The sequence below is a fragment of the Agarivorans sp. JK6 genome (genome assembly GCF_045277145.1).
GTDB lineage: Bacteria > Pseudomonadota > Gammaproteobacteria > Enterobacterales > Celerinatantimonadaceae > Agarivorans > Agarivorans albus.
This window is the reverse complement of sequence record NZ_CP113525.1, coordinates 1,809,832-1,824,625: the sequence shown is the minus strand read 5'-3', so window position 1 is coordinate 1,824,625 and position 14,794 is coordinate 1,809,832. Positions and strand designations below refer to the sequence as shown.

General features: G+C 43.6%; 14 protein-coding genes. 6 read left to right on the top strand and 8 right to left on the bottom strand.

Annotation, left to right across the window (positions count from 1 at the left end; all coding sequences use genetic code 11):
- Nucleotides 1–4: 4 nt before the first annotated feature.
- The 8 genes from lapB to OV592_RS08640 form a co-directional block, all read right to left on the bottom strand.
- Nucleotides 5–1,174 (bottom strand): lipopolysaccharide assembly protein LapB, encoded by a 1,170-nt coding sequence (gene lapB / locus OV592_RS08675; RefSeq protein ID WP_338625668.1) that lies wholly within the window; start codon nucleotides 1,172–1,174, stop codon nucleotides 5–7.
- Entirely contained in the window at nucleotides 1,174–1,464 is a 291-nt protein-coding gene (locus OV592_RS08670; RefSeq protein ID WP_016403455.1) for a LapA family protein, read from the bottom strand. Before OV592_RS08670 ends, lapB begins: the two co-directional genes overlap by 1 nt.
- Before the next feature lie 94 nt (nucleotides 1,465–1,558).
- Complete coding sequence (locus tag OV592_RS08665; protein ID WP_016403456.1) at nucleotides 1,559–1,843, bottom strand: integration host factor subunit beta; 285 nt, start codon at nucleotides 1,841–1,843, stop codon at nucleotides 1,559–1,561.
- Nucleotides 1,844–1,955: 112 nt separating this feature from the next.
- The gene (gene rpsA / locus OV592_RS08660) at nucleotides 1,956–3,629 is read right to left on the bottom strand and encodes a 30S ribosomal protein S1 (protein WP_016403457.1); all 1,674 of its coding nucleotides are present in this window, start codon (nucleotides 3,627–3,629) and stop codon (nucleotides 1,956–1,958) included.
- Nucleotides 3,630–3,733: 104 nt separating this feature from the next.
- A complete protein-coding gene (gene cmk / locus OV592_RS08655; protein ID WP_406611106.1) occupies nucleotides 3,734–4,414 on the bottom strand; it encodes a (d)CMP kinase in 681 nt (226 codons plus the stop codon).
- A 214-nt stretch (nucleotides 4,415–4,628) separates the two neighbouring features.
- Nucleotides 4,629–5,960 carry a sigma-54-dependent transcriptional regulator gene (locus OV592_RS08650; RefSeq protein ID WP_406611105.1) on the bottom strand — a complete coding sequence of 444 codons (1,332 nt, stop codon included), beginning with the start codon at nucleotides 5,958–5,960 and terminating at the stop codon, nucleotides 4,629–4,631.
- A gap of 2 nt (nucleotides 5,961–5,962) precedes the next feature.
- Nucleotides 5,963–7,006, bottom strand: coding sequence for a sensor histidine kinase (locus OV592_RS08645; RefSeq protein ID WP_406611104.1), 1,044 nt, complete (start codon nucleotides 7,004–7,006; stop codon nucleotides 5,963–5,965).
- A gap of 105 nt (nucleotides 7,007–7,111) precedes the next feature.
- A complete protein-coding gene (locus OV592_RS08640; RefSeq protein ID WP_152781150.1) occupies nucleotides 7,112–8,593 on the bottom strand; it encodes a sigma-54 dependent transcriptional regulator in 1,482 nt (493 codons plus the stop codon).
- 326 nt (nucleotides 8,594–8,919) lie between these two features.
- Here OV592_RS08640 and pseB point away from each other — a divergent pair, with 326 nt between their 5' ends.
- From pseB to OV592_RS08610, 6 genes are read left to right on the top strand one after another with little or no spacing between them, the layout of a single operon-like run.
- On the top strand, nucleotides 8,920–9,921 hold the full coding sequence (pseB, locus tag OV592_RS08635; protein ID WP_406611103.1) for a UDP-N-acetylglucosamine 4,6-dehydratase (inverting): 1,002 nt from the start codon (nucleotides 8,920–8,922) through the stop codon (nucleotides 9,919–9,921).
- Nucleotides 9,918–11,066 (top strand): UDP-4-amino-4,6-dideoxy-N-acetyl-beta-L-altrosamine transaminase, encoded by a 1,149-nt coding sequence (pseC, locus tag OV592_RS08630; RefSeq protein WP_406611102.1) that lies wholly within the window; start codon nucleotides 9,918–9,920, stop codon nucleotides 11,064–11,066. The genes pseB and pseC overlap by 4 nt, the downstream gene beginning before the upstream one ends.
- Nucleotides 11,063–11,758, top strand: coding sequence for a pseudaminic acid cytidylyltransferase (pseF, locus tag OV592_RS08625; RefSeq protein WP_406611101.1), 696 nt, complete (start codon nucleotides 11,063–11,065; stop codon nucleotides 11,756–11,758). Before pseC ends, pseF begins: the two co-directional genes overlap by 4 nt.
- Nucleotides 11,759–13,276: a UDP-2,4-diacetamido-2,4,6-trideoxy-beta-L-altropyranose hydrolase gene (gene pseG / locus OV592_RS08620; RefSeq protein WP_406611100.1), complete on the top strand. Its 1,518-nt coding sequence runs from the start codon at nucleotides 11,759–11,761 to the stop codon at nucleotides 13,274–13,276.
- A gap of 3 nt (nucleotides 13,277–13,279) precedes the next feature.
- Nucleotides 13,280–14,326, top strand: coding sequence for a pseudaminic acid synthase (gene pseI, locus OV592_RS08615; RefSeq protein WP_406611099.1), 1,047 nt, complete (start codon nucleotides 13,280–13,282; stop codon nucleotides 14,324–14,326).
- A 22-nt stretch (nucleotides 14,327–14,348) separates the two neighbouring features.
- Nucleotides 14,349–14,762, top strand: a complete 414-nt coding sequence (locus OV592_RS08610; RefSeq protein WP_338625647.1) for a hypothetical protein — start codon at nucleotides 14,349–14,351, stop codon at nucleotides 14,760–14,762.
- The last annotated feature ends 32 nt before the right edge of the window (nucleotides 14,763–14,794 follow it).

Sequence of the window (14,794 nt, the reverse complement as noted above, 5' to 3'; positions counted from 1 at the left end):
GTTTCTACTCTCCGTCTAATCCCACTATTGGTTTAACTGTGCCCCAACTCTTACATGATGGACAATGCCAATATATAGAATGAGATGAAAAGCCACAGCGTCGACACTGATAGTGAGGTTTAATCTTTAATTGTTGGGTAACTAAGCCACGCAAAACTTGCAGGCTTTGTTTAGCTTGACCTTCTTCAGCAGAAGCGAGATGAAGGCCCATTAGGTGATGAAATCCTTTCATGGTAGGATTGCGTTTCAGCTCGTCTACCAACAAATCCTGAGCTTGCTCTGCGCCGTGCGCCTCCCGATAAATAATCGAAAGCTCTACCACCACGCTAGCAATACTTTTTATTGATAAGCAGTACTCTAAAAACTGCTGATAGTACTCGGGCTTTGCCAAATTATCACTACAGGTTTTGTATAGAGATAAAGCATCGGAGGCAAAGTCGATATCTTGTTCTGGGATCTTGTTTAAATTTTTAAGTGCTGCTTTATAATCGCCTTCTGCATTTTGAATTTGGGCTAAATGCAAACTAGCTCGAACACACTTCTTGTCTGCGCTAAGCGCTTTTTTGAGTAAGGCTTGGCTTTTTGAAAGCTTCCCAGCAGTTTCTAACTCTTGCGCTTGCTCGCAATAAAAATGCGCAATTTGACGATTAACATCACTCAGTTCTTTTGGGTCTATTTTTTTGGCCACAGCAATCGCTTGCGGCCACTCTCGAGTTTGTTGATAGATGCTGAGTAATTGTTTTAAGGCTAGCTGGCGGTAATCTGGCTCTTCTTGCAATTCAATGAGCAAAGCTTCAGCTCTATCAAATAAGCCTGCGGCTAAATAATCTTTTGCTAATTGTTGTAGAGCGAGGTTTTTTTGGTCGATGTCGATGCCTTCACGGGCAATCAAGTTTTGGTGAATTCGAATAGCTCGGTCAACTTCGCCACGCTGTCTAAATAAATTTCCGAGTGCGAGATGGGTATCAATGGTTTCTGAGTCTACTTGTAGCAGCTCTACAAACAGGTCTACTGCTTTATCAGATTGATTAGATAAAAGGAGGTTTAAGCCTTCTACGTATTGCTTAGATACATGATTTGCTTGCTGTTGCTGATTTTGCCTAACGCTGCGCTGCCCCATGTACCATCCATAAGCGGCAGCTACTGGTAACAACAAAAACAACAAGCCTAGCATTAACTATCCTTGACCGTCTCGTCTTGCAACTTATTTAGTTGTTTTTGCTGCTTAGCCAATCGACGCTTCAAGCCAGCGCTTTCTAAACGAATACGAGTATAAAAAGCCAACAAAAATAAAAGACAAGTAATAAAGCCAGCTATGAACAAACCAGCCATAAGCCATGACAAGCGCATATCCGATTCGGCAATAAGGTAATTGACACTTACTACTTCATCATTTTGCGCGCCCACAGCAAGTGCAGTAACGAACAGTACAACTAATAACAGCGTTGAGAAAATTGCTTTCACATAACCTCCCAGAGCCAAACAAAAGCTAGGGAAATTATGCAGCAATCACGTTAATTTAACCAGCCAAGATCACCTAATTGTAAAAGAAACAATACTATAGGCCAGCGTTTACGCGCTCTCGCAACTCTTTACCAGGTTTAAAGTGGGGAACATGCTTCCCAGACAACTCTACCTTTTCACCTGTTTTAGGATTTCGGCCCACTCGGGGTGCACGGAAGTGCAGTGAAAAACTACCAAAACCACGAATTTCAATTCTATCGCCTTCCTGTAATGAACAGGTCATTTGCTCAAGAATTTCTTTAATTGCCGACTCAATTTCTTTACTGGTAAATTGAATATGTTTACTAGCGAGTATTTCAATCAAATCAGATTTAGTCATGGATTCTCCAAGCCATTGATAAAGGGAACTAATACCAGTGTAGATAAAGAAATGGGGGGGAACAAGTCCCCCCCAATATTCAATCACATAAATCTAAAAAAAGATTTAAAGATTATTCGCCTTTAAGTGCAGATTTGAATGCATCAGCCATAGCGTTACCAATCTGAGCGTCTTCTTTCTTGTTCAGAGTAGCCATTGCTTCTTTCTCGTCCGCTTCATCTTTAGCACGGATAGAAAGGCTGATTACACGGTTCTTACGGTCAACACCAACGAACTTAGCTTCAAGTTGGTCGCCAACAGAAAGAACAAGTGATGCATCTTCAACACGGTCACGGCTAACATCGCCAGCACGTAAGTAACCTTCAACGCCACTTGCTAGTTCAACAGTTGCACCTTTAGCATCAACTTCAGTAACAGTACCGTTAACTAAAGCACCTTTCTTAAGGTCAGCTAGGTAGTTGTTGAACGGATCTTCAGCAAGCTGTTTAACACCTAGGCTAATGCGCTCACGTTCTGCGTCAACTTGTAGTACAACAGCTTCGATTTCGTCGCCTTTCTTAAAGTCGCGAACCGCTTCTTCACCTTGAGCATCCCAAGAGATGTCAGATAGGTGAACAAGACCGTCAATACCGCCGTCTAGGCCGATGAAGATACCGAAGTCAGTGATAGACTTGATCTTACCTGAAACTTTGTCGTTCTTATCATGAGTGCTAGCGAATAGTTCCCATGGGTTAACTTTACACTGTTTCAAACCAAGTGAGATACGACGACGTTCTTCGTCGATATCCAAAACCATAACTTCAACAAGGTCACCCACGTTAACAACTTTAGATGGGTGGATGTTTTTGTTAGTCCAATCCATTTCAGAAACGTGAACTAGACCTTCAACACCGTCTTCGATTTCAACAAAGCAACCGTAGTCAGTTAGGTTAGTTACGCGACCTTCAAGACGTGCACCTTCTGGGTAACGGTTAGCAATTGCTACCCATGGATCTTCACCCAGCTGCTTAAGACCTAGAGATACACGAGTGCGCTCACGGTCAAACTTAAGTACTTTAACGTTGATTTCGTCGCCAACATTAACAATTTCGCTTGGGTGCTTAACGCGTTTCCAAGCCATGTCAGTGATGTGTAGAAGACCGTCAACACCGCCAAGATCAACGAATGCACCGTAGTCAGTAAGGTTCTTAACGATACCTTTAACTTCTTGACCTTCTTGAAGGTTCTCAAGAAGTTGATCACGTTCAACACTGTTTTCAGTTTCGATAACAGCACGACGAGAAACAACTACGTTGTTACGTTTTTGATCTAGTTTGATAACTTTAAATTCAAGCTCTTTACCTTCTAGGTGAGCAGTATCGCGCACAGGGCGAACGTCAACTAGTGAACCAGGCAAGAATGCACGGATGGTGTTAACTTCAACTGTAAAGCCACCTTTAACTTTACCGTTAATGATACCAACAACCGTTGCTTGCTCTTCGTAAGCACTTTCAAGTTGGATCCACGCTTCGTGACGTTTCGCTTTTTCGCGAGAAAGAACAGTTTCACCGAAACCATCTTCTACAGCGTCTAACGCTACGTCTACTTGCGCGCCTACTTCAATTTCTAGTTCGCCAGCAGAGTTTTTGAACTGTTCTGCAGGGATAGCAGATTCTGACTTAAGGCCAGCGTCTACTAGAACCATACCGTTTTCGATACCTACTACAGTACCTTTAACAATCGAACCAGAACGGAATTCTAGGTCTTGAAGTGACTCTTCAAAGAGTTGAGCAAAAGATTCAGTCATTATTTAATTACACATATAAGAACGTCCACTTAGCAATCCGGCTAAATGGGGTTAATAATAAACACCTAATTCATCCTTGGTATAGGTGCGCCAAATCCCAGAGATTACTGGGTTAATTTACTGTCGATATAATCTATCGACATATTCACCACTTCTTCAATAGAAAGTGATGTAGAATCAATAACTAACGCATCTTGAGCAGGAACTAAAGGCGCTACACTACGATTTCTATCACGGTGGTCACGTTCTTCAATTTCGCTCAAAAGGTGGTCAAAACTAACACTAAAGCCTTTTTCTTGCAACTGATTATAGCGCCGCTGCGCCCGTTCTGCTGCACTTGCATCTAAAAAGATCTTCACCGGAGCGTCAACAAAAACAACCGTTCCCATATCTCGCCCATCGGCAATCAAACCAGGCTCTTCTCGAAATGCACGCTGGCGTCGTAATAAAGCTTCGCGCACTCGCGGAAATGCAGCAACTTTAGAGGCGGCATTGCCAGCTGTTTCTTTACGAATTTCGAGGGAAACATCTTCCCCTTCCAAAATGACTAAAGTATTGCCTTCTTTAGCTTCAAATCGCACATCAAGGTGAGCAGCTAAAAGACTTAACGCTTCTTCATTGTCTAAAGCTACTTCATGATGCAAAGCAGCTAAAGCCAAGACTCGATAAATGGCTCCGCTATCCAGAAGTTGCCATTGATAATGCTGAGCTAGCTTTTGGCATAAAGTGCCCTTACCAGAACCACTAGGCCCGTCAATTGTCACCACTGGAACGTTTTGAGTCATGAGTCCTCCATAATGTCCAAAGCAAAATGCGAGTTCTTATCGGGGGATAGATAAGAACTAAAAAATTCGGCGGCATTATACGTGAAAAGCCGACAATAAGCCTCACTAATTTATTAACAAAAAACAAAATAAACCGAACGCTTATCCCACTTTTAAACAAAAAGCAGTATATCATCTGGATATACTGCTTTTTGTTAATAGTGTCTGCTATTTTTTAGGCAGGGAGCTCTACACCAGAATCTTTGATGCGTGCCAACTTATAGCGGAGTGTTCTAGGACTAATACCCAATTTTTCCGCGACATCTTTACGCTTGCCATGACACGCTTTAAGTGTATCTAAAATGATTTGTTGTTCTTGTTGGCGTAACTCATTACCTAAAGGTTCATTTACCAGTGAAGACTCAACTACGGGTTCAACCTGTAATGGCTCTAACTGATTTTCTATGACTAAGCAGTCACTATCAATCACGTTACCATTAGCTAGAATTAGCGCCCTTTGCATAACATTGTCTAGCTCGCGCACATTACCAGGCCAGGAGTGATTGAGTAATTTATGCTGCGCACTTAAGCTCAGCTCATAGCTTTGTGCATTGTGGCGATTGAGCAAATGCGTAGCTAAAGGCAATACATCACCTTTACGCTGCTCGAGTGGTAGCCAGTTTAAAGGAAATACATTTAGTCGATAATACAAATCTTCTCTAAACTGTCCTAGCCTAACAATTTCTCGCATATCTCGGTTGCTGGTAGCAATCACGCGAACATCTAGCTTTATCATTTTACGGCTGCCCAAGCGCTCAACTTCGCGCTCTTGCAACACCCGCAGTAACTTCGCTTGTAAGCCAAGATCCATTTCACTGATTTCGTCTAGCAAAATAGTTCCGCCTTGCGCCTGCTCAAACTTACCTGGACAAGCTTTAATGGCACCAGTAAAGGCACCTTTCTCGTAACCAAACAACGTTGCTTCGAGCATATTTTCCGGGATGGCTGCACAGTTTATAGCAACAAACTCATGTTCTTTACGTGGTGAACAGTCGTGAATATAACGTGACAATACTTCTTTACCCGCGCCACTTGGCCCGCTAATCAATACCGATGCCTCAGAAGCTGCTACTTTCTGGCTCAGCTTTAATAACGCTTCGGTAGAAGCATCGCCATAAACAGGTTCGCGTTTTTCTACCTTAATAGAAGGTGCGTAGCGGCCAACCTGGTTTAATAATACTTCTGGTGAAAAAGGTTTTGATAGGTAGTCAATGGCACCATCGCGCATTGCCGAAACGGCATCGTCAATTTTGGCGTAAGCGGTCATTAACAAAACTGGCGTTTGAGGCCATTTTTGTTTGATATTTTTAAGTAGGCTTAAACCATCCATGCCACTCATTTGCACGTCACTCACCACTAGATCAACGGGTTCTTCCGCTAAGGCAATGAGTGCAGACTCTGCACTATCCGCTTGTTCACAGTGATATCCCGCTAATTGCAAGGTATCTACCAATGCTTCTCGCAGACCAGCATCATCTTCAACAATAAGGATCGTAGATTGACTCATGGTTATTGCCCTCCTACAGCAAGATCATGATGGTGTGCCTCAGGAAGTGGTAAACGCACTGTAAAACATGAGCCTTTTGAATTTGATTCAAGCTCAATGCTTCCGTGATGCGCCTTCACGACAGAGTTCACTACCGCTAAGCCTAAACCTGTTCCGTTTTGCTTAGTGGTATAAAAAGGTTCAAATATCTTATGTTTGCTCGCTTCATCTATCCCACCAGCGTGGTCTTCTACACTAATGAGAAGCTCCTCACCAGAACAGCTAATGTGTACTTTTAGTTCACTTCCCTTAGCACTTAACTGCGCGGCATTTTCGACCAAATTAGATAAAGCAGACACCAAGGCATTAGCATTCACTAGAACTTCTGCATGTGGTGCACTTACTACGCAGGACAATTTAACCTGATGTTGACGCACGCAAGCCTCGGTAGCAGCTTGCAATTGTTCTATGATTTGCTGAGCACTGACCTGATTAACCACCATTTTTTCGCCACTTTTAGCAAACAACAACATATCGTTCACTTGTGTTTCTAAGTCATTAAGGCGGTCCATCATTTTATTCTGAAAGTTATCGCGGGCATTATCCGACAAGGTTTTATTCGATAAATTAGAGCCATACAACATGGCGGCGGAAAGTGGCGTTCTAATTTGATGAGCTAGTGAGGCCACCATGTTTCCTAACGCAGACATACGCTGCAACTTGGCAACATTGGCTTGAAGTTGGCGGGTATGTGTCATATCGGTCAAAACAATGAGCTGACCTTGAGTATCTTGTAAAGGCGAGAGACTTAGCTTTACCCGCCTGCCATCAACCAAGGAGAGTTCGTGTCCATCGTCGGCCTTTGGCGAGAACAGTCTTGGGACCGCCTCTAACCAACGTTGTTGCTCTATATCATCTCCCAGCAATTGCTTAGCCACCGGATTTGCCCTAGAGACAAAACCTTTGTTATCAAGCAATACTAAGCCCGATGGCATAACGTCGAAAATCTGCGACAAGTTATGCTCAGATAAGCTGGTTGGCTGTTGTTGAAGTTGCACTGAGGGCATGAAATAAGCTCCGCGTCATAAAACCGTTAACAGTGCTTATCAATCAATATTCGTGCCATATAAAAAAGGCTCTGAATTCAGAGCCTTAATATAAGATTAATGCGTTTAGCTATCTTTGTTCAAACCGTACTTACGCATTTTTTCAACCAAGGTTGTTCGCCGCATCCCCAGTTGTTCTGCCGCTCTAGCAACCACACCATCTTGTTGCTCAAGCGCTTGGCGAATTAAATCTACCTCAAGGTCTGCCAATAACTCTTTTAAGTTAACTCCTTCATCTGGGAGCTGCTGTACCGCTCCCCAGCCTTCTTCATCGAGCTCCTGATCTTGCTCCCCATCAGGAAATAGCGCTTCGGGGCTTGGATCAGAAAATACCGAGGCATCTTCATCACTAAAAATAGCTAACAGCGCATCGCGTTCAGCCAGCTCAGGGCTGTAATTAGGCTCAAAGGTTTCGGCATCAATATGACGATACTTCGGCGGCAAATCGTTTACGTCGACAATTTGGTCAGGATGCAAAATTAGTAAACGTTCGACCAAATTGGATAACTCACGTACGTTACCTGGCCATTGATGCTGCATTAAGGACTCAACTGCGCGTTGGGTAAACCTAACCACTGCCGAATGTTCGTCTTCATGGCGATTTACCAATTCTTGAAGCAGTAGAGGAATATCATCTTGGCGCTCTCGCAACGAAGGCATTTCAATGGGGAATACGTTCAAGCGATAGTATAAATCTTCTCGAAACTTCTCTTGCTCAATCATCCGCTCTAGCTGGCGGTGCGTTGCCGCTACCACTCGCACATTTGCGGTAATCGCTTTACTTCCACCCACTCTCTCAAACTGACGCTCTTGCAGTACACGTAGTAATTTAACCTGCATAGGCATTGGCATGTCACCAATTTCGTCTAAGAACAGCGTGCCACCTTCAGCTAATTCAAAGCGGCCTTTGCGCATAGCAAAGGCGCCAGTAAATGCGCCTTTTTCATGGCCAAACAATTCACTTTCAAGTAAATCGGGCGGAATAGCACCACAGTTAATTGGCACAAATGGCCCTTCGCTGCGTACTGAATGGTCGTGAATAGCTTTGGCTACCACTTCTTTACCCGTACCCGATTCACCGAGAATAAGTACATTAGCCTCTTTAGTTGCGACCTGTTCTATCAAGTGACGCACTTCTTGAATAGCAATACCTTTACCAATCAAGTTCTGGCGTAAGCGCTCACTTTTAGCAGGGCTCGCTTTACCGGGTAGATGAGTTAAGTAAGCGTCACAGTGATGTAGCAACTGAGTAAGCTGCTCATAATTAAAAGGCAGATCTAAATGGCCAATGAGGTTAGGTAACACCTCAACCGTGCTGCCCTCACCTACTGTTAAAAATGGACAATGAGGATGTTTAGCAATAATGCTTTGTACATCTTCTAATTGTTTACTGATTAGAACAACTTTATCTGCATTACTCGCCAAAGCACTTAGCTCGTCGGTATTGCATACGTTAAATTGTTGGCCAATAAAACCAAGTACCGTTTCTAGTTGCTTAGCTCTCTCTTGGTCACTTTCACAAACTAAAACGCTATTGGATGCTTGCATCCCTATCCCCTGCAAAAAATAAGCTACCTTGCGACAAACTTATGGCTAGTTACCCTATTAAATGATTGTAAACAGGCGTCAAAAATACGCAAGGCATAAGCCGTAAAAGCGACAAAAATATGACGCAACTTTGATTTATGAATAAACCCAAGCTTACTAAACCCTGAGATCTTAGATGTTGTGTAGAATTAATAGGCTACTACTAAAAAAGTACGGTGATTTTTATAGCCAAGTTCATAAATGGAGCATTTATTGCTTATCGTAACAGTAACGGAAGCTTATGATTTGTATAAGTGTTCTATTACTAACGAATATATGGAATCGTTATGTTTGATAATAAGTCTATTTTAATTACTGGCGGCACAGGTTCATTTGGTAAAAAGTACACAAAGACCATTCTTGAACGCTATAAGCCTAAACGCCTCATTATCTATTCTCGTGATGAGTTAAAGCAATATGAGATGCAGCAGCAGTTTAACGATCCATGTATGCGATATTTCATTGGTGATGTGCGGGATAGAGAACGCTTAATACAGGCCATGAACGATGTGGATTATGTTATTCATGCGGCAGCGCTAAAGCAGGTACCCGCCGCTGAATACAACCCTATGGAGTGCATCAAAACAAACATTCATGGTGCCGAAAACGTAATTAAAGCCGCTATCGAAAATAACGTTAGCAAAGTGATTGCGCTTTCAACAGATAAAGCAGCATCACCAATTAATTTATATGGCGCAACCAAGCTTGCTTCAGACAAGCTTTTTGTTGCAGCGAATAACATGGTGGGTCAAGGACAAACTCGGTTTGCGGTTGTTCGCTATGGCAATGTTGTTGGTTCCAGAGGCTCAGTTGTTCCATTCTTCAAACAGCTCATTGCTAATGGTAGTGACCACTTACCAATCACTCATGAGGATATGACCCGTTTTTGGATTACTCTCCAGCAAGGCGTTGATTTTGTGCTTAAAAATTTCAGTCGCATGTACGGAGGAGAGATATTCATTCCCAAAATACCATCGGTGCGAATTGTTGACTTGGCGAAAACCTATGCGCCGGACCTACCGATTAAAATTATCGGTATAAGACCCGGAGAAAAGCTACACGAAATCATGTGCCCTGGTGATGACTCCCATCTCACCATTGAATTTGATGATCATTACGTCATTTGTCCTAGTATCAAGTTTTACAACGATGAGCACAACTACTCGAGAAACCTCATCGATGAAGTGGGTAAACAAGTAGAAGCTGGATTTGAGTACCACTCAGAAACCAATCCAGACTATTTAAGCCCTGAACAAATTTTAGCTTTTGATAAATTGGCAGAGATATGATTCCTTACGGAAAACAGAATATCTCTGAGCAGGATATTGAAGCTGTTGTTGAGGTTCTGCGCTCAGATTACTTAACCCAAGGACCTTGCGTTCCTGAGTTTGAGCAGGCACTGTGTGATTTAAGCGGAGCTAAATACTCTCTTGCCACAAATTCTGCAACCAGCGCTTTACATATAGCATGTAAAGTACTTGAGGTGGGAAATGGCGATATTGTTTGGACCAGCCCAATTACTTTTGTGGCCTCAGCTAACTGCGCGCTGTATTGCGGTGCTCAAGTTGATTTTGTTGATATTGATCCCGATACCTATAACTTGTGCCCTAATGCTTTAGAACAAAAACTAGAACAAGCGAAACAGCAAGGGAAACTACCAAAGGTCATAATCGCAGTGCACATGTGTGGTCAGGCTTGTGATATGCAAGCTATTGCAGCACTTGGCAAACAATATAACTTCAACATTATCGAAGACGCTTCTCATGCTATTGGCGGACGCTATTTAAACGAGCAAATTGGCAATTGTAAATATAGTGATATCACCGTATTTAGCTTTCACCCTGTAAAGATAATCACTACCGGCGAAGGAGGCGCAGCGTTAACTAATGCCCCCGAATTACACAAAAAAATGCATTTGCTACGTAGCCATGGAGTGACCCGCGACCCGCAATTGATGGATCAAGCCCCCGATGGAGATTGGTATTACCAACAAGTCGAACTAGGCTTCAATTACCGAATGACCGACCTTCAAGCTGCGCTAGGTAGTTCACAATTAAAGAATGTCTTTCCTTGGATTGCACAGCGCCAACAGTTAGCAAAACGCTATACAAAGGGCCTGAGTGGGCTTCCATTAGATTTACCTTTAGAAATAGAAAAAGCGAGTTCGGCTTGGCACCTCTACGTTATCCGCTTACATGACGCCAGCAAACGAAAGCAGCTTTTTGCTCATTTAAGAAAAAATAAAATCAACGTCAATGTTCATTATATTCCCGTTCATCTACAACCCTATTATCAGGCGCTTGGCTTCCAAGCGGGAGACTTTCCAGAAGCGGAAAGCTATTACCAGCGAGCAATAAGTCTGCCACTGTACCCAGGCTTATCGGACTCACAACAAGATTATATTATGCAATGCTTGGCCGAGGGGCTGCTATGAAACGTATTGCGATTATTCCTGCTCGTGGTGGCAGTAAGCGGATACCGAAAAAAAACATTCGACAGTTTCACGGTAAACCCATAATCGCCTATAGCATTCAGAGCGCTTTAGAATCTAAATGCTTTGATCAAGTCGTTGTATCCACTGATTCAACAGAGATAGCGACCATCGCCCAAAGTTATGGCGCTTCAGTTCCTTTTCTGAGGCCAGCAGATCTAAGCAATGACTTTGCTGGTACGGTTGAAGTCATTCAGCATGCGCTCAAGCAACCTTCTATTGAACAAGAGCCAGCTTTCGTTTGTTGTATATACGCAACGGCTCCATTTGTGCAAGCTTCTCATCTACGTAAAGGCCTTGAACTGCTAATCCAGCAAGATAGCGATTATTGCTATCCTGTATGTGAATACCCAAGTCCAATCCAACGCGCCTTAGCCGTGGATAACAATGGCCACATCGCGATGGCTAAACCAGAGGCGGTCGCCACTCGGTCGCAAGATTTACAAGCGCATTACTACGATACCGGGCAGTTTTATTGGGGTACCTACAATGCCTTTATCGAAGCTAAACCCATTTTAAGCTCTTTGGCCAGTCCGTTAGTCTTACCAAAAGGTTCCGTGGTGGATATTGATGACCCGGATGATTGGCGACTGGCCGAGTTGATCTATCAGCATCGGATATTAGAGGAAAGCTAAGTGCTCGTGCTTATTCGCGCTGACGCATCAACCATAATAGGCACCGGCCACGTTACGCGCTGCCTAAGCCTTGCCGAGCTTTATAAGTCTCTAGGTGCAGAAGTAAGGTTTATTTGTAAAAACTTTGCAGGAAGCCTCATAACTCAACTAGAAACACTTGGCTATCCAGTTGAGCGCCTTTCCATTTCTGAACAGTCCCCCTCGCAAACGGGGTATGCCCAATGGCTCGGCGGTACTCAAGAAGATGACCTAGAACAAACTAGGCAGTTTATTCACTCTCTAAACTGCCGACCTGATTTACTGATTGTCGACCACTATAGTTTAAATAAAGTCTGGGAAACCCCATTAAGCGACTATGTCGAAAAAATCATGGTTGTAGACGACCTAGCCAATCGCTATCACGACTGTGACATCCTCGTTGACCAGTCTCCACAACGTAGTGAGGCTGACTACCAAGACTTAGTAATGCCACACTGCCAACTGTTATTGGGTAGTGATTTCAGCATACTAAATCCCTCTTACTTAACGTACCGACAACAAGCATCATTCAAGCGCCGTTCATACTCTTCGATAAATCGGCTACTACTGAATTTCGGTGGAAGTGACCTAGATAACTTAACCCTGAGAAGCTTGCAGCTATTAGAAAAATCTCAACTAGCCGATGACGTGGTTTTGGATGTGGTCGTCGGAGCTGCTTACCAACAGATCGCCAGTCTAAATTTAGCAGCCCAATCAAGTCGATTCCATGTAGAGGTAAATCAAGCGGTAAAAGATATGCCACAGCGCCAACTAGCGGCCGATATTGCTATTGGTGCAGCTGGTGGCTCGGCGTGGGAACGCTGCTACCTCGGTTTACCGACTATTTGCTTTTGCATGGCAGAGAACCAGCGGGATAACACTGCAGCTATGGATGCTCAAGCGGTTGCAGTTGTAATTCCTGAGCTTACTCAACAACAACTCGACCAAGCCTTAGTCACAGTAGACAAACACTACCAAAATTTATCTGCTGCAGCGCAGGCTTTAATCGATGGACATGGAACAGAGCGCATCGTGTTTGCAGCCCTAACTACCTCAAATAGTATGGGGCGAGCAGTCAAACTCCAGCGAGCAGTTCACGGCGATGCAGAACAATTGTATCAATGGCAATCACTGCCTCAAACCAGACAATATGCAAACTCACCTGAAGCGCCACTTTGGCCAGAGCACCTTAGTTGGTTTGAGCAAGCATTAGACAACTCAGACGAATACATTTTCCTAGCCAAGTCGGGTAAAACTGCTTTGGGCAGTGTGCGGCTCACTCGACAATCTAATCAAAGCATGTTGATTTCCATATACTGTGCCCCCGCATACTATCGCCAAGGCAACGCCTATGCGATGCTAAGGCTAATACGGAAGTGTTTCCCAACGGTAAAGCTTGAGGCTCAGGTCAAAGAGAACAACTACGCCTCACAAAATCTATTCAAAAAGTCAGGGTTTCAACAAGTTAAACCAGATTACTGGATCCAGGAGCAAGGATAATCAATGAACGAATTTTCAATTGCAGACCGTCAACTAGGTCAGGCTTTTCCGCCCTATATCATCGCGGAGCTGTCAGCAAACCATAATGGTTCTTTGGAAAAAGCCTTGGACACTATGGTCGCGATAAAAAACGCCGGCGCGGATGCAATCAAAATCCAAAGCTACACGCCTGACACAATGACGATAGATAGCGAGATGCCAGGTTTCCTTATTGAAGACGGTTTATGGAAAGGCCAAAGCCTCTATCAATTGTATTCCAAGGCCTACACCCCTTTTGATTGGCATCAAGCATTATTTGATAAAGCAAAAGAACTTGGCATTACCTTGTTTTCCTCTCCCTTTGATGAAAGTGCGGTGGACTTGCTCGAATCACTATCATGCCCAGCTTATAAGATTGCTTCCTTCGAACTGGTTGACCTACCGCTGATTAGCTACGTCGCAAAAACCGGCAAACCGATGATTATGTCAACCGGCATGGCAAGCTTAGAAGAAATATCCGAAGCCGTCGCTTGTGCACGCGACAACGGCTGCGATGAATTAGTATTGCTACATTGTATCAGCGCCTACCCCTCGCCCATTGAGCAAGCAAACCTAAGCAGCTTACAAGGACTTTCCAAGAGATTCGATTGCTTAGTTGGCTTATCGGACCACAGCATTGGTCATACTGCGGCTGTTTGTGCAACGGCGTTAGGTGCCAGTGTAATTGAAAAGCATGTAACACTAGATCGTAACGATGGAGGTCCAGACTCATCATTCTCTTTGGAGCCTGTAGAATTAAGCCAACTGGTTCAACTAAGCAAACAAGCCCACGCCTCATTAGGTGAAACCAGATTAGAAATACAAAAAAGCGAACAAGAAAACCTGCGTTTTAGACGTTCAGTCTATTTTGTTGAAGATCTAGATGCTGGCACAGTAATTGAATCTAAACATTTACGTAGAATCAGACCTGGTTTTGGTCTTCCCCCCAAGGCATTTGATCAATTGATTGGCAAGACGGTAACCCAAGATGTAGTGAAGGGAACCCCGACCTCTTGGGATTTGGTTAATTAAAATTTATATAAAAGGAATGGATATGTCAGAACAAATCAATATACAGCAGATAATGCAAGACTCATCCCAAGACGCAGTTAGCTTTGCAAAAGAACGCTACAACTACGATTTAGATTTTTCTGATTCTAGCGTCACGCTGGTGAATAACATCATAAGTGGCATAGACGCAATCTCAATTGATGACAAAGAACTTTTCACGCTATCCTACATATTTGGCGCTTACGTGGGCGAAGTCTTTATCAAACAGGTCGGTGGTGCGTGGCTATTTCAGGAGGAAACAGAGGACGAACCGCCACAAACCTTTGTCAAAATTAATGAAAACACCATCGCCTTTCCTAGCAAGGTTTACCACTTGCTGATAGGCACGGAAGATCAAGCTTTAGATGAATACTTTGCTGAGCTTGTCGTGAGCCATAAAGAAATTAGCACTCAATAGCCACCCCAGCAGGCTTATCACACAAAGCGTAT